Origin of the sequence: Acidicapsa ligni, assembly GCF_025685655.1 — a bacterium.
Lineage (GTDB): Bacteria > Acidobacteriota > Terriglobia > Terriglobales > Acidobacteriaceae > Acidicapsa > Acidicapsa ligni.
Genome location: NZ_JAGSYG010000002.1, coordinates 948,265 through 967,158 on the forward strand (window position 1 = coordinate 948,265; position 18,894 = coordinate 967,158).

Genomic DNA, 18,894 nt, shown 5'->3' on the forward strand with positions numbered 1-18,894 from the left:
TTAAGTAAAACAATGCCACTTCTCAATAAATCTTTTAGACGTCTTATTTTCACACAAGGGTTACTTCGCTCGCCATCGAAATCCTGATAGGAGAACCGGTGTATCCTCGTGCTGATACACAATTTAAAGCAATTGTAATACTCCCGTGCAGCGATAGCGCAGAATTCGAAAAGCATACGAGATTCATCTCCGTGACTAAAGTTTTTGGGAGTTTAGTCCTTGTTTTCCTCAGCCATAAAACTCGGCTGATTTCTGAGCTTCCCAAAGCGCCTAAAATTGAAATTGACCATGGCCGAATTCACTCATCTCCACCTGCATACGGACTACTCTCTTCTCGACGGCGCTTGCGACGTGGACAAACTGGTGGAGCGTGTCTCTTCCATCGGCCAAAAATCAGTTGCCATGACGGATCACGGCAACATTTATGGGGCCGTTCATTTCTTTGATGCAGCAAAGAAGAAGGGCATCAAGCCTATTCTTGGTTGCGAGTTGTATGTCTGCAAAAAAGAAGATCATCGCGCCGATCCAAGCGGAGACAAGTACAACCATCTGCTGGTGCTGGCACAGAATGAAGAAGGCTATCGCAACCTCATCCGGATTACCTCCGAGGCCTCTGTACATGGCTTCTATAAGAAGCCGCGCATCAGCAAGCAGTACCTGGCGAGCCACGCAAGCGGGTTGATTGGACTCTCCGGATGCCTTTCGGGCGAGCTGTCTGAGAACCTGTTGAAGAGTGATTACGAAGCTGCCCGTGCAACGGCCTTGCAGTATCAGGACATCTTCGGCCGCGGCAATTTTTACCTTGAGATCCAGGATCAGGGTCTTGAGATGGAGAAGCGCATCCACGCTGACTTTTTCAAGCTGGAGCGAGAGCTTGATATTCCGCTGGTAGCGACAAACGATTCGCATTATTTGTGCGAGGACGATCACACCGCACATGACACGATGCTCTGCGTGCAGACCGGTTCGAAGGTACAGGACAAGGATCGCTTCCGCTTCGACGGCGACCAGTTCTATGTCAAGAGCGCGGACGAGATGCTGCGGCTCTTCCCTGATCGTTACGACATCATGCAGCGCACACAGGAGATTGCAGAGCGCTGCAACCTGAAGCTCAACAAGGTCGACAATCCGTTTCCGGAGTTTGCTGTTCCGGACGGACACACGATCGATAGCTACTTTGAGCACATCTGCCGCGAGGGCTTCAAGAAGAGACTCGATACTGCAATCCGTCATCTGGAGTCGCGTGGACTTCTGCGGCATCCTCGTCATGAGTATGAGGCTCGCCTGCAGCGCGAGATCGACATCATCACGCAGATGAAGTATGTCGGCTACTTTCTTATTGTCTGGGACTTCATTCGTTACGCGCGTGAGCAGGGTATCCCGGTTGGACCAGGGCGTGGTTCGGCGGCAGGTTCGTTGGTGGCCTACGTCATGGAGATCACCAATGTCGATCCGATCCAGAACGTACTGCTCTTCGAACGCTTCTTGAATCCGGAGCGCGTGTCGATGCCGGATATCGACGTTGACTTTTGCATGAACCGCCGCAGCGAAGTGATCGAGTACGTTACGCGCAAGTATGGGCGCGAGCAGGTCGCACAGATCATCACCTTCAACACGATGGCTGCCAAGGCCGCGATCAAGGATTGTGGTCGCGCAATGGACATGCCCTATGGCGATGTAGATCGTATTGCGAAGCTGATCCCGGCAACGATTGGCATCACCATCGACAAGGCACTTGAAGAGCAGCCGGAGTTGAGCAAGGTTTACAACTCCGATGCTCAGATTCGCGAGTTGATCGATACCGCGAAGAAGCTTGAAGGATTGGTGCGCGGCTCGGGTGTTCACGCAGCCGGCGTGGTGATTGCTCCACGTCCGTTGACCGAGCTGGTGCCGATCGTCAAGACGAAGAACGACGAAATTGTGACCGCTTACGACATGAAGGCGGTTGAAAAGATGGGCCTGCTGAAGATGGACTTCCTCGGGCTCACGACGCTCACTGTCATCAGCGATGCGCTCAAGTTAATCCAGTTGAATCGCAATGTGGAGCTGGATATTGAGACGATTCCACTGGACGACAAGGAGACGTACGAAAAGGTCTATCACAAGGCGCTTACGTCGGGTGTCTTTCAGTTTGAATCGGGCGGTATGCGCGATGTTCTGCGTCGCTACAAGCCGGAGTCGATTGAAGATCTGACCGCTCTGAACGCGCTCTATCGCCCCGGCCCGATCCAGGGCGGCATGATCGATGACTTCATTGAGCGCAAGTGGGGACGCCGCAAGGTTGAGTACACTCTGCCGCAACTTGAGCCACTCCTGAAAGAGACGCTGGGCGTGATCGTTTACCAGGAGCAGGTGATGCAGATCGCCAACGTGTTGGCGAGTTATTCCCTCGGCGAAGCGGATCTGCTCCGCCGCGCGATGGGTAAGAAAGATCCCAATGAAATGGCCAAGCAGCGCGCCCGATTCATGGAAGGCGCAGGCAGCCTTGGATTGCCGAAGGACCGTGCAGGCGAAATCTTCGACCAGATGGAGAAGTTCGCTGGATACGGCTTCAACAAGTCGCATTCGGCCGCGTATGCGTTGCTTGCGTATCAGACCGCGTATTTGAAGACTCATTATCCGGTGGAGTTCATGGCGGCCCTGTTGACGTCGGAAATTTCGAAGCCGGAAAATGTCGTCAAGTACATTCAGGAATGCAAGGAGATGGGGATCGCTGTTGAGCCGCCGGATGTGCGCTTGTCCGGCGCGCACTTCACGCCGAGCGGCGATGCAATTCGCTTTGGATTGACGGCGATCAAGAATGTCGGAGGCAACGCGATCGAGTCGATTCTCGTTGCTCGGCGTGAGCTTGAAGAGAAGGGAAGCGCCTTCACAACCTTCTGGGATTTCTGCGAGAAGGTTGATCTTCGTCTGCTGAACAAGCGTGTACTTGAATCGCTCATCAAGGCCGGCGCCTTCGATTCGATGGGCGGACGTGCGCAACTGACAGCCGCAGTCGATAAGGCGATGGAGCGTGCGCAGAAGGCCCAGAAAGATGCGGCGCAGGGTCAGCATGGACTCTTCGGTTTGTTCAACGAAGTAGCGGCACCAGGGCGCGACAGCAACGATCTGCCTCGTGTGCCCGACTGGGAAGAAAATCAGCGATTGGCAGCAGAAAAAGAGGTTCTCGGCTTCTTTGTCTCCGGTCATCCGCTGGACAAGTACGCGGAGAAGATTCGCAACCTGAACAATGTTGTTTCGACTGCCGCTGCGCTTGAGATGAAGCCTCCGGCAGCGCCTCGCTGGGGACAGCAGCGCGATCCTTCCGATGAAATTTCAATCGCCGGAGTGCTGGTTGGAATGCGGGCCGCGAAGAGCAAGCGCAATGACAAGATGTATGCGCAGGGGCACATTGAAGACTCCTACGGCAAGATCGAAGTGATCTGCTTTGCCAAGGACTACGAGCGGCTTGCGGATCAGCTCAAAACTGAAGCCGCAGTGTTGTTGCGCGGCACCCTGATCGGCGAAGAAGAGTCTGCTCCCAAGCTGGCCATCAGCGGCCTGCAGGCGCTCGATGCCGTGCAGGTTAAGCTGCCATCGGGTGTTCGCCTGAGGCTCAATCTGGATATTGCAAGCGATGATTTGTTTGCATCTCTGAAAGAACGAATCGATGCAGCGCCAGGCCCTGGAAAGGTGATGATGCACCTCGAAAAGAAAGGCCAGTTTGCCGTGGTTCTCGAACCCGAGGGCATGAAAGTAGCCGCTGACCGTACATGGGTAGATTCGGTAGAAGAACTGCTGGGGCGTGGCGCTGTGCAGGTGCTTGGATAGGGCAGGCAAGAGGTCATTGCTATTGGCTATTGAATGTACTCTACATGGCTGGCAAACTCAGATCCGGCGAGATGACAGATCGCTTTGTCGAGAGTGGCCAGCTTTCCCCTGTGATGTATCGCCAATCCGAGCAGATAAGCATCGGTTGTTTGCTTGTGTCCAAAGATGCGCGAATGCAGAGGGGCTGTTGCTTTTGAGTAATCCACATCCATCGGCCAGAAGAAGTGATTCTTAAAAGACGTGAGCCGCTGTAAAGATTGGATCGCATCTTCGTGCGTTACCTTCTCCACATAAGTAGCTGGGTTGGAGAGCAGGCGCACGAAACCGCTTTGAGTCATGGCGCAGGTGCTGAAGCCGCGTCTTCCCATTTCCATAAACCAGGGGTAAACGATGGAGTGTGCGATATGCTGAGGAAGCACAATCGCCAGCAGCACATTGACATCGAGTAGATAAATTTTTGAAGACGAAGTGCCTACCACGGGCATTCTTCAAGAAGCTGTTTTACGCGCTCCGTTGTGAGCTTGCCGTCTTTAATTTTCACATCCAACAGGAGCAGGCCATCTTTTTCAACCAGGTGGGATTTTTGCGGCTCACTGCGCAGAATCAACTCTTCGATGGCGTGGCTGGTGGAGGTTCCAGTCGCGGTTTTGAATCGCTCGACGATCTGGGCTGCGTCCGCGGAGAGTGTAACCGTGGTGCGATGAACTTTATCCTTCTTGCGACCGCCTTGAGCAATGCGCTTCTTGCTCCTGGTGAGTGGTCCGGTTTGAGTTACTGTGCTCATATCAGTTTTATGATGCTCTTTGTGAATCAGGAATGCAAGAATAGAAAAAGTGATGCTCTTTTGGTAATTGCGCATCTTTATTGGAGGGTCTGTGCAATATCGCCGTCTCGGCAATGGTCCGCTCACCGTCTCGGAGATCAGCCTCGGCACCTGGCTTACCTTCGGCCAGGCGGTTGAGCGCGAGGCAGCCGTCCGCTGTGTGCACGCTGCGCTCGATCTTGGCATCACTCTCTTTGACACAGCCAATATGTATGCTGCGGGTGAGGCAGAGAGAGTCTTGGGCGAGGCCCTGCGCAGCTCCGGCCGAAGCCGCGATCAATACCTGATTGCAACCAAGGTCTTCAACCCCGTGCCTCCCGAGCCGGATAAAGGGCTTTCCGCGCCGCAAATTGTCAAGCAGCTTGACCGGTCTCTCGCCCGGCTGGGTGTGGATTACATCGACCTCTACCAGTGCCATCGTTACGACAAAGAGACGCCGCTCGATGAAACGCTCGAAGCTCTCGACCGCGCTGTGAAGTCCGGCAAAGTAAGGTCGATTGGTCTCAGCGAATGGCCGGTTGAAAAGATCCTTGCCGCTGCCGATTCAACCAAAGCGCATGGCTGGACGCCGATGTCTTCGAGCCAGCCTCAATACTCCATGCTGGTGCGCAAGCCTGAGGCGCAGGTCTTCCCCGCCTGCCGCGAACATGGGATCGGCAATATCGTCTTCTCGCCGCTGGCCCAGGGAGTTCTCACCGGCAAGTACAAGCCGGGGCAGCCCCCGCCGGAAGGCAGCCGCGCCGCCAGCCCCGACACCAACTTCACCATGGAAACGCTGGGCCGTCGCTTTCGCAGTGATTTTTTACTGGCTGCGGTTGAACAACTGAACCCAATCGCCGCCGATCTGGGCCTCACCATGACTCAAATGGCTTTGGCGTGGGTATTGCGCCGTCCGGAGGTGTCATCGGCCATCGTGGGAGCCTCCCGGCCCGAGCAACTGGCAGCCAATGCAGCCGGCAGCGGCATCCCATTATCGACGGAGGCGCTGGGGCGGATTGACGCGATTCTTAACCCCGTGGTGCTCTTCCATCCTGTTCCACCCAAGCCCGCCTGGAAGCGGTGGCTTGGCCGCTATTTGTCGCATTGAGCTGCAAACCGTAGAATCGTTAAGGATCGGGTTGGCGTTTAAACCCGCAGGTATTTGTTACCCTACATGAGCGATACGTCCCAAGGTACTTCTGGCAGTGCAAATCAGGCGCAGGCTATATCGCCGGCGTGGATCAAGGTTGAGCGTGCGCGCCATCCCAAGCGCCCCTATCCTATGGACTTCATCGAACGGCTTTTTACCGATTTCAGCGAGATACACGGTGATCGTGCCTACGGCGACGACGAAGCAATCGCCTGTGGCATGGCGCGCTTTCACGGCCAGGAGGTTCTGGTCATCGGCAACCGCAAGGGTGGCACCACCAAGGAGCGCGTAAGGCGCAACTTTGGCATGCCCAATCCCGAGGGCTACCGCAAGGCGTTGCGTGCGATGAAGATTGCCGAAAAATTCAATCGTCCGGTCATCACATTTATCGATCTGCCCGGCGCGTTTCCAGGTCTAGGTGCGGAGGAGCGCGGTCAGGCAGAAGCGATCGCCCGCAATTTGCTGGAGATGGCCAAGCTCAAAGTGCCGACGATTGCCATCATCTCCGGTGAGGGCGGCTCAGGCGGCGCTCTGGCACTGGCAGTCACCGACCGGGTGCTGATTCTCGAAAACGCGCTTTATTTTGTGATCACTCCCGAGGCCTGCGCAGCTATCATGTGGCGCGATGCCGCCCATAAAGAGCGTGCCGCCGAGGCGATGCGCATCACCGCGCAGGAAGTAAAAGAGCTGGGCTGCGTGGATGACATCGTTCCCGAACCGCCTATCGGCGCACATGACGATCATGAAGCCGCTGCTGCGTTGCTCGACTCCTGCCTGCTTTATCACCTGGAGCAACTGAACGCGCTTTCGACAGAGCAGCGCCTCGCAGAGCGAAAGACCAAGTTCCGCAACATCGCCCAGTTCTACACGGAGGGGTAACCATGTCCCCTGCCGTTTTCTTTGTAGGAACTGGAGTTGCCTGGTGACCGCGCCGCAAACTTCAAATCCGTTTAAAGCCGCAAGCAGAGTTGTGCTGGCAGCGATCTACTTCTTTCTGGCGAGAATACTGGCGCATCATGGCGCGCAGGGGCTGGTTTCTGAGGATTGGCTTCCGTTGGCCGAGCAGGCCATGTTCGCGTTTTTGTTGTTGCTGGGCTATGCGGGCATAGGTTTTTCTCTAGACCGTCAACTGCATCCCATCAGTCTGCAGGGTTTGCCGCGTCGTTCCGGGTGGCTGGGTGAAGCGGGTATGGGGCTGGCGATTGGATGGGCGATTGCCGTGCTCTGCGTGCTGCCCATGGTCTTCTTCGGCGGAATCGCGCTGCACTTTTCTTTCACGCTGGTTTCCTTCCGATGGCTTATCGCCGATGCGGCTTTTTTTGCGCTGGCTACACTGGCCATTGAGATTGCATTTCGCGGTTATCCATTCCAGCGCGCGATTGATGCTATTGGAGAACTCCCGGCAGTGCTGCTGATGTCCGTTCTCTATGGCATTTTGCTGGCCTGGCTGCCCAACGCAAGCCACGCCAGTATGGCCGTGAATATAGTCCTGGGACTGCTGCTGGCAATGGCCTATCTGAGGACGCGAGCGCTTTGGCTTCCCTGGGGATTGAGCTTCGGATGGGTCGCTTCGCGCGCGCTGCTTTTCGGTTTGCCGGTGAACGGTATCGGCAATCACTCTTCCGTCGTGCAGGGATATCCCATGGGACCGCTCGCGCTGACCGGCGGAGATTTTGGCCTGGAAGGCACATGGCTGGCTTTTGTCGTGCTGCTGCTGGCGCTGTTTTTTGTATACAGGGCGACCAGCGATCTGAGTTTCATCTATAACGCGCCTGTGCTCAAACCGGCTGGAATGCCCGTCGATCTGGACGCTGCCGCCAAGCGCCAGCATGAGACGGCCACCCGTCCTGAAGTGCCGGAAGTCAAGCCTCTGGTGCAGATTCTCCCTGCAACCCCGCCACCGCTGCCGGTTGCGTCCGACTTGGACAGGCCCGCCAATCCGTTCAATCCCCGATCGAATACGCCGGGAAGCTGATTCCCCTTTTGGCAGGATCGAAAACAATCGCTATTCTCCTTGCATATTTCTCTTGAACAGCGCTAACCTTTGGCGCAAGCTCTGAGCCATGCTTCGTACTGCGGAGCGCGTTTCACCTGCTTCGAGCTTGTGCTGGAGGGCCGGTATGGCACGATGTCTGGCTATTCCTCTTACGCGGATTTTTACTCGGACTCTTATCCGTACCCTTATCCGGCCCCATGCATATATGGGGTTGATCTGCGTGGCCGTCTGCATGATCGCATCCTCATGCGGGCAATCCGCATGGAGCCAGGTGCTTACGGTTTCCACCAAATCTCAATCCCCAATCGACCGCCGCTACGCACAAATTGAACCGACCCACGTCGATCTGCCCCAGCAGGAAATCGACGCCCGTGGGCATCAGGAAATCCTGCGTCTCCTCACCGCCGAACAGGGATTCGCAATGCGGCCTCTGCCACGAGGCAAAAAGGGCCTGACACTGGTTGCCAATGGCAAGCTTTCCCCGGCTGGCGAAGGTTATCTGACTCTCGTTGGAGAGCAGGGCGTGTCCGTGAAGCCCGGCGACCGCGTGGTGCTGTCGAATATCAGCATCGATCGCGACAAGATGGTGTTTGAAATCAACGGCGGTCCCGACCACAAACATGCGTTTCTGCGCCATATTCAGATTGGAATGGACCCGAATATGACGCACCCCGTCGTTCAGGATGAGGAGCAGGAGCCGACGGGTTCGCGAATCACCTTGAGCTTTAACGGGCGCATGCCGGATGTGACTCCGGCGCAGGTCATGGCGCTGTTGGCGCCGCTGATCTCCTTTGAAGTGAAGTCGCCCGAGAAGGCGTACACCGATACACTCCCGCCAAAGCTCAAAGAAGCCATCTTGAATCATCACGTGATGGTGGGGATGAGTACGCAGATGGTTCTGTATGCGCTCGGGCAGCCAGAGAGCAAGTCGCGCGAAATCGAAGGGCAAATGCCATTTGAAGAATGGATCTACGGCCATCCGCCGCAAGATGTGAACTTCGTGCGCGTCAATGGAAACCGTGTGATTCGCGTAGAAGTAGCAAGGCTCGGGCAACCTCTGGAAATCTTTACCAAGGATGAAGTGCAGGGCCAGATGATGACGGATGGCCGTCCGGTCCTGGCGGAGACAGCCGTTCCCGATCAGCGCACCGTGTCGTTAGGAGATGCGCATCGCAATCCGGATACGCAGGCGCCGCTCGCTCCGCCGAGTTTGCGGAAACCGGGCGAAAAGCTGCCTGAAGACGATCCGAAGAATGCGAATAGCGTGGGCAGGGAAGGCCCGATGAAGCCAGTGATGTTCCCGAAGGACACCACGCATGATCCGGCGCGTGTAGATCAGGCCAGACCAGACCCAGCCAAGCCAGACCAAAGCAAGCCAGACCAAGGCAAACCAGATCAGGCACAATCCGCGACTCCGTCCCCGGCAGATGCAGTTAAACCAGATGCAGCTAAACCGGACACAGGCAAACCAGATACAGCCAGTCCGGACGCAACTCCTGAGCCTTCCACCCCATCGCCCGCCCCGCCGAATGCGGAGCCATTCCTGCAGAATGCGCTGCCGGCGAGGCCGTGAGTTTTTCCACGATTCTCAATGCTGGTGTAAACTCGATAGAGCGAGTCTCTGTTCCTCTCTGAAGTGCTAATCCCGCCAGTGCAATTCCCCTTGAATTGAACTTGACGTGACTCTGGGTATCTTTCCGGAGAGTGGACTTTGGCCGCGACGTTGAAGCCGCGTGATGTATCGGCGTGTGTGCAGAGACAACTTCACAGGAGAGAAATCAGGATCCATGGCCAAGATTGCTAAAACAGGTGACCGTAAGAAAGCGATGGACACGTCGAAGTCAACCGACTGTCCCAAGTGCAGCAAACCGACCCGCATCGTAAAGCGCGTCAAAGATCGTGAGCGGGGAATCCCCGGCGGAGTGTATATCTCCTGCTCAGCTTGCGAGTTCTACGAGAAGCTCTAAGCTTTACTCGATGTTTGCATCAAAGAAAAGCCTGGCAGATGCCGGGCTTTTCTCATGGATAAAATGTCCTTGTTTTTGAAGGGCTCGGCTTCTGTCGTTGGAGAAAGCAGGAGCCTATTCCCCGAGCATGATCCGCTGAATGCGATGAGCTTTGCCCGTAAGCGGATCGCAACTGATAAGCGCCGCGCACATCTTGGGATTAGCCGTAGCCGCCTCGAATTTGCCCGACATTCCGGTGAGGAAGCGATTCAGCACCAGCTCCTTTTCGACGCCGATCACGCTGTCATACGGTCCACTCATGCCCACGTCCGTTTGATACGCAGTGCCACCCGGCAGCACCCGTTCATCGGCGGTAGGAATGTGCGTGTGCGTACCAAGGACAGCGGTCACGCGGCCATCCAGATGCCAGCCCATCGCTACTTTTTCGCTGGTAGCCTCGGCATGAAAGTCGAGCAGAATTACCTTGGCTTTAACCGTCTCAAGAATGCGGCCCGCCGCGTGAAACGGATCGTTGGTCCCGTTCATGAAGACGCGGCCCATCAGGTTGATGACCGCATAAGTCTGGCCGTCAGCCAGTCGGCCTTCGTAAACGCCATAGCCCGGCAAGCCGTGCTGCAGATTGGCTGGCCGCAGTACGCGGCGCGGCCGTTCATGGCTGTCCGCCGGGACAGACTTCATGTACTCGATAAGCTCTCGCTTGTCCCAGACATGGTTGCCTGTGGTGATCACATCGGCGCCCAGGTCGAAGAGTTCTTCGGCCAGGCCCGGCGTGATGCCAAAGCCGCCGGCAGCGTTTTCGCCGTTGATGACCGTGAGGTCGACCTTGTGGCTTTCGCGCACATGGCCAAGGTGTTCGCGAACGATCTTGCGTCCAGCGCTACCGAATACATCGCCTACAAATAGAATTTTCATTCGGCCTCTTTTTCGCTCTGCTGTTCAGGCCGCATCAGTGGAAAGAGGATGACGTCGCGAATCGAACGCGAACCGGTCAGCAGCATCGTCAAGCGGTCGATGCCGATGCCTTCACCGCCGGTTGGAGGCAGGCCATAGGCAAGCGCGCGCACATAATCTTCGTCCATCTGGTGCGCTTCGTCATCGCCTGCAGCTCGCTGGTCGAGTTGGGCGCGGAAACGCTTCTCTTGCTCGACCGGATCGTTCAACTCGCTGAACGCGTTGCCAACCTCAAAGCCGCCAATGAAGAACTCGAAGCGCTCTACATGCGCCGGGTCGTCGGGCTTGGCTTTCGAGAGTGGCGAGACTTCAGTTGGGTAGTCATAGATGATTGTGGGCTGGAAGATGAACGGTTCGGAAGCTATCTCGAATAACTCGTAAACGTCCTTGCCGGTAGGCTTGCCATCATTGATGTGGTCTCGGAATCGTTCCAGCAACGTTGCGAAGGAAGAGATGAAAAATTTCGAATGGAAAGCACGTGAAGAAATTCCGATAGGGTTAATATCGGATTCAGCTCTTTCCTTTTCCATGAGCTGCCGTTGAATATCAATTGCGTTTAGAGTTCTCTCAATCCAAACGAGCGTGGCGTCTCTTTCTTGAATATCTGAAATAGTTGGCTTGACCGAAACGAATAATGGTCTTTCCTTTGCGAATTCATCCCAAAACCTAATAATAGCTTCGGCCATCGTCAGCCGCTGCCACTTCGCGAGGTCGATGGTGTGGCCGTTGAATTCAACGACAGTTGTGCCGTTGACTTCCATCGCGACGAAGGTGATCAACTCTTCAGTCAACGTCATCAGGTCGTGATAATTCGCATACGCCTGATAAAACTCCAGCATGGTGAACTCAGGATTGTGCTGCGTGCTGACGCCTTCGTTGCGGAAGTTGCGATTGATTTCGTAGACGCGGTCAAGGCCGCCGACTACCAGCCGCTTCAGGTACAGCTCCGGGGCAATGCGCAGAAAGAGATCGACATCCAGAGCGTTGTGGTGAGTGCGGAATGGCCGCGCTGCTGCGCCTCCGGCGATAGGCTGCATCATTGGAGTTTCGACTTCGAGATAGTCGCGCTCATCGAAAAATTTGCGCACAGCCTTGAGAATCTTCGAGCGCTTGACGAAAACTTCGCGTGAGTCGAGATTGCTGAAGAGATCGACATAGCGCTGGCGGTAGCGCAGCTCGACATCGGAGAGGCCGTGGAACTTCTCCGGCATAGCCAGCATGGCTTTGGCAAGAAAGGTCAGTGTCTCGACGTGAACAGTCAGTTCGCCGGTCCGTGTGCGGAAGAGATAGCCACTGACGCCAATGTGATCGCCAAGGTCGAGCAGCTTGTAAAGCGCAAATCCTTCTTCGCCAACCGCATCCAGCCGAACATAGATCTGGAGCCGTTCCCCATTCTGCTGCAAGGTTGCAAAGCCAGCCTTGCCCTGAGCGCGAATGGCCATGATGCGGCCCGCGATGGAAACGACCGGGCGCTCACCCTCGGGAGCATCGTTCAGGGCCTCGGTAGAGGTATTGCCCCATTCTGCACGTACCGCGGAAATAGTGTGGCTGGCGGCATAGTGATTCGGGTAGGTGGACTTGCCGAGTGCGGTGATGGCTTGCAGCTTCTCTTGCCTTAGCGCGAATAGACTGCGCTCGAATTCTGACTCAAACACGATAATTCCTCGGTTGTTCTCAAGCTTTTCTTCGACTCTCAGTATACTGGTCGCGCTCTGAGCCTCCCGGCGTGTATAACCGGGAGGGATGCCATTCCATAGCCCAATGCCGGAAGATAAGACGCGAGCTGGCTCCGGATCCGAGCCAAGCGGCCTGCAAAGCCTGGTGCAGGCGGAAAAGCTGATCCAAATAGCGATTCTGCTGCCATGCGCCACCCTGATCGGCTGGGGCATCGGCTGGTGGATCGACAGCCGCCTCCATACCCATTGGGTCGGGATTGCAGGCCTGGTTTTTGGCATGATTTCGGGGATGGTAAGCGTGATTCGGCTGGCAATGGCCGCAGGCGACCATCCTCGGCGCGGGCAAAAGAGCCCGAAGCAAAAGAGCCAGGAACAAAAGAGCGAAGAGCAATAAACGAAGAGCAAAAGAACGAAGAAGAGAAATGACCGAGAACCCATCCATTCCTACCCCGCCCGTCCATCCGATCGTCGAAATGACGGACGCAGATCTCGCCGCAATGATGGTTCGCGCGGTGCGCGTGACCGCCATCCTCGGCGTGATTATCGCGCTCATCCTGTGGTTTGCGATGAGCTGGCAGAATGCCGCACTCTTCGCCGTCGGTGCGGCCATTTCCGCCGCCAGCATTTACGAGTGGATGCGCTTGATCCGCCTGTTCAACGCACGGCTCGACCAGCAAAAGGCTCCGCGCGGCGCAACCCTGGTTATCAGCCTCTTTCTGTTGAGGTTGGTATTCTTTGCCGGCGCAATTTATGGTAGCCTGAAGTGTTTCCAGGGTTCGCCGATTGTATTGGTCTGCGGATTAGGTCTGGCTGTGGCTGGACTCGTTTGGGAGGCTCTGCGCCTCCTGCGCAGTTAGAACCGAAACACCTTTTGAATAGGAAGACCAGAGACAGATGCCTGAATCGCTTGCACTTACCCGACTACTGAACCAGATCTTCGGCGGTCCAATCTCGTCGGCGCTTAACGCCATTGGAGTGCATCCCAACCACCCCACAGCGCCCATCAGCGATGCGTATGCGCTGGAGTTGCTGGTCGCTGCGATTCTGATCGGATTTTTCCTGATCGTCCGTATGACGCTCAGCGTTGAAAAGCCAGCACCCGTACAGCAGTTCGCGGAAATCATCCACGAATTCGTCGGCGGTCAGGCAGACCAGATTATCGGCCACGGCTACGAGCGGTTTCAGAGCTTTGTCACGGTCATCTTTCTGTTCGTGCTGTTCTGCAACCTGCTCGGCCTCATCCCCGGCGTCGATACGCCAACCAGTTTCCCGATAGTTCCGCTCGGCCTGGCCATCGCCACGTTTGTCTTTTACAACTACCACGGCTTCCGCGAGCAGGGAATCAAAGGCTATCTCGGCCACTTTGCCGGACCGATCTGGTGGATTGCCCCGCTGCTTTTCCCCATCGAGATCATTTCGCATTGCGCACGCGTCATGTCGCTGACCATCCGTCTTTACGCGAACATGTTTGCCAGCGATCTGGTAACGCTGGTCTTCTTCTCGCTTGTTCCGCTCGGCATCCCGGTGATCTTCCTGGGGCTGCACACCATGGTTTCGATTATCCAGGCGTTCGTGTTCATGCTGCTGGCGATGATTTATCTTTCCCAGGCCGTCTCGCACGAACACTAGAAATCTGCCCGACAGGGCGAACAGAATTCCGCCGGAGAGCGCTTCTGCTTCGGAGCAACGGAAGATCGCAAGCGTGAGGGGGCCAGCACGGTGAGCCTCAACCACCCACTGGCGATCAATTCAGTGAAGCAGGAAGACTCAAGGAGAAACACATGCGTAAAGTTCAATATCTGTTGATGGCTCTTTCTGTTCTGTGCTTCGCAGCTCCTGCGTTCGCCCAGAGCGGTGCAGGCGTAGTTGATCTGGCCCCAATCGGCGCCGGTATCGGCATCGCGATTGCCGCGGGCCTCTGCGGCCTCGGCCAGGGCAAGGCAACCGGAAGCGCAGTCGAAGCATTGGCTCGCAACCCCGGCGCACGTGCAGGCATTCAGTTGCTGCTCGTTCTCGGCCTCGCGTTCATCGAATCCCTCACCCTGTTCACGCTGGTCATCATCTTCGCCAAGATCAAGTAGTTTTGGTCAGGCAGTCTCAGTGAATCGAGCCGCCCGTTTAATCGTCGCAAGATAAGACGATGAAACGGGCGGTTTTCCTTCGTGTAAAAGCAACATTCTTCAAGCGTTTCCCATTATTGAACTTGTCTTTACCTTTCTGACTTATTTCTGGAAAACCGCTGCTTCCGTCTTGACACAGAAAACCTCTGCAGTGTTTCCTGAAGTTACTGATCCACATTTCCCTCAAGTCAAGACGAGTTCTTCGTCGAACTGCGTTGATGCAGGCTGGATGCTTGTTTGCGGTGCTGAGTTCTGAAGCTACGAACCAGGTCATCTGGTTCCCGACTTCGGATTCTACTTCCGGATTCACTACGACGGAAGAGCGACCCCGATCAACAATCCTTCCCGACAGGACCGGGTAGTTTACTCCGGACTGTGTTTCGCCTGTTTCTGGAGGGACTGTGTTCAAACGCGGAACGGATATCGTTCTTTCGTCTTTGTTGCTTCTGGTTGCAATGCCGATTCTTCTGCTTGCAGCGCTTGCGATTCACCTCAGCTCACCGGGGCCTGTGCTCTTTCGACAATCGCGCATGGGGCGAGGATTTCAGCCCTTTGAAATCCTCAAGCTGCGGACCATGGCTCACGCGGAAGCCGGTCTGGCCTACACGCTCGGTCCTGACCCGAGAATTACCCCGATAGGCAAATGGCTCAGGCGCAGCAAGCTCGACGAGTTGCCGCAGCTCTGGAATGTGCTGCGTGGAGATATGAGTCTCGTGGGTCCGCGTCCGGTGCTCCTGGACCTTGCTACGGAATTCAGGATTCACTACAAACTGCTGCTTCGTGTGCGGCCCGGGCTGACCGATCCTGCTTCGCTGAAGTACAGCCAGGAGGCGCGTCTTCTGGCAACCGCGCAGAATCCCCTGCAATTCTTCAAGACAGTCGTTATTCCAGACAAGATTCAGATATCTCTGGATTACCTGGAACAAAGAAACTGGTGGAGCGATGCCGCGACGATCCTCATGACGTTGTTGATCTGTTGCTGTCCTTCTCTAAGGCAGATCTACGGTCGCCTGCCAAAATCCGATGCTACCAACAGGGCTGACAACTTAGGGATGGCGGTGCCTCTTCAATCGCTTCGAGTCAAGGCATCGGCCCTCCACGCCCGGGAGATCGCGATCGACGGTGGTTTTGTACAAGAGCTTGCTCGGGATATTCCCGCTGGGGAAAAGGGCGATTTTTCCTCTTTGGTTCCGTGGAATCTTCTGCGAATACCCGATTCAATAGCACAATCCACATCTCAGGAAGCCAGAGGTGGTGGAATGCCTCTTTAGGAGCGCAGCAATGCGGATTACGATGAGAAGCATTGTCGAGGAATAGACAGATGCCGTCTCTGTATCAACCGGAAATACTGTTTGCCGCTGATTCTCCGTATACCAACCAGGGCCTGCTGGTGGACGATAGCGGCACGGTCATCGGAGTCGCCGCAGAGCAATCGGTACCCACCGGTACGCGCAGGATTTCCATGCCCGGCAAGGCACTCTTACCCGGCCTGGCAAATGCGCATTCCCACACCTTTCAGCGTCTCTTCCGCGCCCGTGCCGAGGGTCGCCGCGACGGTGGGGACACATTCTGGACCTGGCGTGAGCAAATGTACCGGGCAGCGGAGTTTGTCTCGCCCGACGATCTTTTTCATGTGGCCCGAGCCACGTTCTTGGAGATGCTGCACGCGGGAATTACAGTCGTCGGCGAGTTTCACTATCTGCATCGCGATGCAAAAGGCGAAGCTTACAGCGATTCCAATCTGCTCAGCCATCAGGTCATCGCCGCAGCACAATCGGTTGGTATTCGAATCAGCCTGCTCAGGACGGCGTACTTCCGCGCTGGCTTTGGCAAAACTCCGCATCCCGGGCAGCGCCGTTTTTATGAGCAACCGGACACCTATTTACGCAATCTCGACGACCTGGTTTCCGCCTATGCGAATGCCGAAAATGTGACCGTAGGCGCCGCACCGCACAGCATTCGGGCCGTTCCGCTGGACGAGTTAAAGCAGATTGCGGAGTACGCACGGACTCACGGCAATCTCCCGTTACACATGCATATCTCCGAGCAGGTCGGCGAGAATGCGGCGTGTTTTGAGGAGTACGGAGCCACCCCCGTAAGCCTGGTTGCCGCACATGGAATCCTTTCTCCGCGCACGACGCTCATTCATGCCATTCATCTGACGGAGGCGGAGTTGGCCGCAGTCGCCGAGTACAAGGCCACCATCTGCTCCTGCCCCACGACAGAGCGAAATCTCGGTGATGGAATCTTCCCCGCAGACGCGGCAGCGTGTCTGGGCATTCCAGTCGCCTTTGGCACCGATAGCCAGGCCCAGATCGACATCCTTGAAGACGCGCGGCAACTCGAATACCACCTGCGTCTCAAGGATCAGCAACGCGGCATTCTCGATGCGTCCGCGCGAAGCGATTGGGCCTCGCGCGAACCCATCGGCAATGCGCTCTTTCGTGCAGCGTCCAGCAACGGATATGCAGCCCTCGGTCTGCCGGGTGGCAGCCTTGCCGCAGGCGAGCCGGCTGACTTCTTTACCGTAGATTTGAATGACCTTTCGATTCTCGGCTCAGATGCGGAGTCGATCCTGACGCAAGCTGTTTTCGCGTCAGCCAAAGGTGCTATTCGTGATGTAGCGGTGCAGGGAAGACTCGTTCTTCAAGACGGAAAACACGTGCTCAACGAAGACATTCGTACTCAATATCAGGACGTTCAGAGACGCTACCAGGCCACAGCGCCGAGTCGTCAAGGAGACTTATAATGACCATTGCTTCTGAAGCAAATAAATCGATTCGCGCGCCTCGCGGCAGCCAGTTACGTTGCAAGGGATGGCAGCAGGAGGGTGCGTTGCGCTGCCTGATGAACAACCTCGATCCTGACGTCGCCGAGCGCCCCGCCGATCTCGTCGTATATGGCGGCATCGGCAAGGCTGCGCGCAACTGGGAGAGCTACCACGCCATCGTTCGCGAGCTTGAAAACCTCGGTAACGAAGAGACGCTGCTCATCCAATCGGGCAAGCCGGTCGCGGTTTTTCCAACGCATGATATGGCTCCGCGCGTGATCCTCGCGAACTCCAATCTGGTAGGTCAATGGGCCAACTGGGACCACTTTCACGAGCTCGATCGCAAGGGCCTGATGATGTACGGGCAGATGACTGCCGGTAGCTGGATTTACATCGGCACACAGGGTATCCTGCAGGGAACCTTTCAGACCTTTGCGTCTCTGGCCGACATTCATTTCGGTGGCACGCTCAAGGGCCGTCTCGTCGTGACCGGCGGCGTCGGCGGCATGGGTGGAGCACAGCCGCTCGCTGTCACGCTCAACGACGGCGTAGTCCTTGCTATCGACGTAGATCGCACGCGCATCGATCGCCGCGTCGATACACGCTACTGCGACACCGTTACCGAGAGTCTCGACGAAGCACTGGCACTCTGTGAAGCAGCCCGTCGCGAAGGCCGTGCTCTTTCCGTGGGACTCGTCGGCAATTGCGCTGAAGTTTTGCCGGAGATTGTTCGTCGTGGAGTCGTAGTCGATGTCGTCACCGACCAGACCAGCGCGCATGATCCTCTCAACGGATATATCCCTGTCGGCTATTCGCTCGCGCAGGCTGCAGAGCTTCGTCAACGCGATGCTGCGGCTTACACCAAACTCTCAACTGAATCCATGGCCATCCATGTGAATGCAATGCTCGACCTTCAGCGTGCGGGCGCGATTGCTTTTGATTACGGCAACAACATTCGGCGATTCGCGGCAGACGCAGGCTGCAAAGATGCATTCAACATCCCAGGCTTCGTGCCGGAGTATATCCGTCCACTCTTCTGCGAAGGCGCGGGTCCATTTCGCTGGGTCGCACTCTCCGGAGATCCAGCAGACATCGCCCGTACCGATGAGCTGGCCCTTGAACTTTTCCCGCACAACGAAATCCTCAATCGGTGGATGCGGCTGGCGCGCAATCGCTTCGCATTTCAGGGGCTGCCCGCGCGCATCTGCTGGCTCGGATACGGCGAGCGAGCGCAAATGGGTGAGGCGATCAACGATCTGGTTCGCAAGGGCGAACTCAGCGCTCCCGTGGCCATTGGTCGCGATCATCTCGATACCGGCTCCGTCGCCAGCCCCTACCGTGAGACAGAGCGCATGCTGGATGGTTCCGATGCCATAGCGGATTGGCCCATCTTGAACGCGCTGCTCAATACTGCAAGCGGCGCAAGCTGGGTCAGCTTTCATCACGGTGGCGGAGTAGGCATGGGCTACTCGCTTCACGCAGGCCAGGTCACGGTTGCGGATGGTTCTGCCAACGCGCAGAAGCGCCTGAGCCGCGTGCTCAACAACGATCCAGGCCTGGGAGTTGTTCGTCATGCCGACGCTGGCTATGAGATCGCCCGGCAGACAGCCAGAGACAAAGGCATTCGCATGCCGATGCTCAACAAATAGGCA

Annotated in this window: 17 protein-coding genes; 13 read left to right on the top strand and 4 right to left on the bottom strand. The window is 56.3% G+C overall.

Translation table 11 applies throughout. The features are described from left to right. Nucleotides 1–288 precede the first annotated feature (288 nt). A complete protein-coding gene (dnaE, locus tag OHL19_RS10290) occupies nt 289–3,810 on the top strand; it encodes a DNA polymerase III subunit alpha (RefSeq protein ID WP_263357573.1) in 3,522 nt (1,173 codons plus the stop codon). A gap of 26 nt (nt 3,811–3,836) precedes the next feature. Here dnaE and OHL19_RS10295 read toward each other — a convergent pair whose 3' ends face one another. After that, the gene (locus OHL19_RS10295) at nt 3,837–4,289 is read right to left on the bottom strand and encodes a TA system VapC family ribonuclease toxin (RefSeq protein WP_263357574.1); all 453 of its coding nucleotides are present in this window, start codon (nt 4,287–4,289) and stop codon (nt 3,837–3,839) included. Continuing rightward, entirely contained in the window at nt 4,283–4,594 is a 312-nt protein-coding gene (locus tag OHL19_RS10300) for a hypothetical protein (protein WP_263357575.1), read from the bottom strand. Before OHL19_RS10300 ends, OHL19_RS10295 begins: the two co-directional genes overlap by 7 nt. 91 nt (nt 4,595–4,685) lie before the next feature. Between OHL19_RS10300 and OHL19_RS10305 the strand changes: the two genes are divergently transcribed. From OHL19_RS10305 to OHL19_RS10325, 5 genes are all read left to right on the top strand, one after another. Beyond that, nucleotides 4,686–5,720: an aldo/keto reductase family protein gene (locus OHL19_RS10305; protein ID WP_263357576.1), complete on the top strand. Its 1,035-nt coding sequence runs from the start codon at nt 4,686–4,688 to the stop codon at nt 5,718–5,720. 66 nt (nt 5,721–5,786) lie between these two features. After that, nucleotides 5,787–6,641 (top strand): acetyl-CoA carboxylase carboxyltransferase subunit alpha, encoded by an 855-nt coding sequence (locus OHL19_RS10310; RefSeq protein ID WP_263357577.1) that lies wholly within the window; start codon nt 5,787–5,789, stop codon nt 6,639–6,641. 43 nt (nt 6,642–6,684) lie between these two features. Continuing rightward, entirely contained in the window at nt 6,685–7,737 is a 1,053-nt protein-coding gene (locus OHL19_RS10315) for a CPBP family intramembrane glutamic endopeptidase (protein ID WP_263357578.1), read from the top strand. A gap of 145 nt (nt 7,738–7,882) precedes the next feature. Further along, entirely contained in the window at nt 7,883–9,331 is a 1,449-nt protein-coding gene (locus OHL19_RS10320) for a hypothetical protein (protein ID WP_263357579.1), read from the top strand. A 214-nt stretch (nt 9,332–9,545) separates the two neighbouring features. After that, on the top strand, nt 9,546–9,725 hold the full coding sequence (locus OHL19_RS10325) for an Rcat domain-containing protein (RefSeq protein ID WP_263357580.1): 180 nt from the start codon (nt 9,546–9,548) through the stop codon (nt 9,723–9,725). A 114-nt stretch (nt 9,726–9,839) separates the two neighbouring features. Here the strand turns inward: OHL19_RS10325 and OHL19_RS10330 are convergent, their stop codons facing one another. Together OHL19_RS10330 and OHL19_RS10335 are read right to left on the bottom strand one after the other, a co-directional pair. After that, entirely contained in the window at nt 9,840–10,637 is a 798-nt protein-coding gene (locus tag OHL19_RS10330) for a TIGR00282 family metallophosphoesterase (RefSeq protein ID WP_263357581.1), read from the bottom strand. Further along, on the bottom strand, nt 10,634–12,331 hold the full coding sequence (locus tag OHL19_RS10335; RefSeq protein WP_263357582.1) for a lysine--tRNA ligase: 1,698 nt from the start codon (nt 12,329–12,331) through the stop codon (nt 10,634–10,636). Before OHL19_RS10335 ends, OHL19_RS10330 begins: the two co-directional genes overlap by 4 nt. Before the next feature lie 88 nt (nt 12,332–12,419). Between OHL19_RS10335 and OHL19_RS10340 the strand changes: the two genes are divergently transcribed. From OHL19_RS10340 to hutU, 7 genes are all read left to right on the top strand, one after another. After that, nucleotides 12,420–12,746 (top strand): AtpZ/AtpI family protein, encoded by a 327-nt coding sequence (locus OHL19_RS10340; protein WP_263357583.1) that lies wholly within the window; start codon nt 12,420–12,422, stop codon nt 12,744–12,746. Nucleotides 12,747–12,774: 28 nt separating this feature from the next. Further along, nucleotides 12,775–13,209 carry a hypothetical protein gene (locus OHL19_RS10345; protein ID WP_263357584.1) on the top strand — a complete coding sequence of 145 codons (435 nt, stop codon included), beginning with the start codon at nt 12,775–12,777 and terminating at the stop codon, nt 13,207–13,209. Nucleotides 13,210–13,246: 37 nt separating this feature from the next. Beyond that, nucleotides 13,247–13,981 carry a F0F1 ATP synthase subunit A gene (gene atpB / locus OHL19_RS10350; RefSeq protein WP_263357585.1) on the top strand — a complete coding sequence of 245 codons (735 nt, stop codon included), beginning with the start codon at nt 13,247–13,249 and terminating at the stop codon, nt 13,979–13,981. Between the two features lie 152 nt (nt 13,982–14,133). After that, nucleotides 14,134–14,433 carry an ATP synthase F0 subunit C gene (locus tag OHL19_RS10355; protein ID WP_263357586.1) on the top strand — a complete coding sequence of 100 codons (300 nt, stop codon included), beginning with the start codon at nt 14,134–14,136 and terminating at the stop codon, nt 14,431–14,433. A gap of 440 nt (nt 14,434–14,873) precedes the next feature. Beyond that, complete coding sequence (locus OHL19_RS10360) at nt 14,874–15,743, top strand: sugar transferase (protein WP_317890563.1); 870 nt, start codon at nt 14,874–14,876, stop codon at nt 15,741–15,743. Nucleotides 15,744–15,793: 50 nt separating this feature from the next. Then, nucleotides 15,794–17,221, top strand: a complete 1,428-nt coding sequence (locus tag OHL19_RS10365) for a formimidoylglutamate deiminase (protein ID WP_263357587.1) — start codon at nt 15,794–15,796, stop codon at nt 17,219–17,221. Further along, nucleotides 17,221–18,891, top strand: a complete 1,671-nt coding sequence (gene hutU, locus OHL19_RS10370) for a urocanate hydratase (RefSeq protein WP_263357588.1) — start codon at nt 17,221–17,223, stop codon at nt 18,889–18,891. Before OHL19_RS10365 ends, hutU begins: the two co-directional genes overlap by 1 nt. Nucleotides 18,892–18,894: the final 3 nt, after the last annotated feature.

What these genes read in the sequence shown, in the direction of transcription:
- OHL19_RS10330 (WP_263357581.1), bottom strand. Translation starts at nt 10,637, where the DNA reads ATGAAAATTCTATTTGTAGGCGATGTATTCGGTAGCGCTGGACGCAAG.
- OHL19_RS10325 (WP_263357580.1), top strand. Translation starts at nt 9,546, where the DNA reads ATGGCCAAGATTGCTAAAACAGGTGACCGTAAGAAAGCGATGGACACG.
- atpB (WP_263357585.1), top strand. Translation starts at nt 13,247, where the DNA reads ATGCCTGAATCGCTTGCACTTACCCGACTACTGAACCAGATCTTCGGC.
- OHL19_RS10300 (WP_263357575.1), bottom strand. Translation starts at nt 4,594, where the DNA reads ATGAGCACAGTAACTCAAACCGGACCACTCACCAGGAGCAAGAAGCGC.
- dnaE (WP_263357573.1), top strand. Translation starts at nt 289, where the DNA reads ATGGCCGAATTCACTCATCTCCACCTGCATACGGACTACTCTCTTCTC.
- OHL19_RS10310 (WP_263357577.1), top strand. Translation starts at nt 5,787, where the DNA reads ATGAGCGATACGTCCCAAGGTACTTCTGGCAGTGCAAATCAGGCGCAG.
- OHL19_RS10345 (WP_263357584.1), top strand. Translation starts at nt 12,775, where the DNA reads ATGACCGAGAACCCATCCATTCCTACCCCGCCCGTCCATCCGATCGTC.
- OHL19_RS10340 (WP_263357583.1), top strand. Translation starts at nt 12,420, where the DNA reads ATGCCATTCCATAGCCCAATGCCGGAAGATAAGACGCGAGCTGGCTCC.
- OHL19_RS10365 (WP_263357587.1), top strand. Translation starts at nt 15,794, where the DNA reads ATGCCGTCTCTGTATCAACCGGAAATACTGTTTGCCGCTGATTCTCCG.
- hutU (WP_263357588.1), top strand. Translation starts at nt 17,221, where the DNA reads ATGACCATTGCTTCTGAAGCAAATAAATCGATTCGCGCGCCTCGCGGC.
- OHL19_RS10355 (WP_263357586.1), top strand. Translation starts at nt 14,134, where the DNA reads ATGCGTAAAGTTCAATATCTGTTGATGGCTCTTTCTGTTCTGTGCTTC.
- OHL19_RS10320 (WP_263357579.1), top strand. Translation starts at nt 7,883, where the DNA reads ATGGCACGATGTCTGGCTATTCCTCTTACGCGGATTTTTACTCGGACT.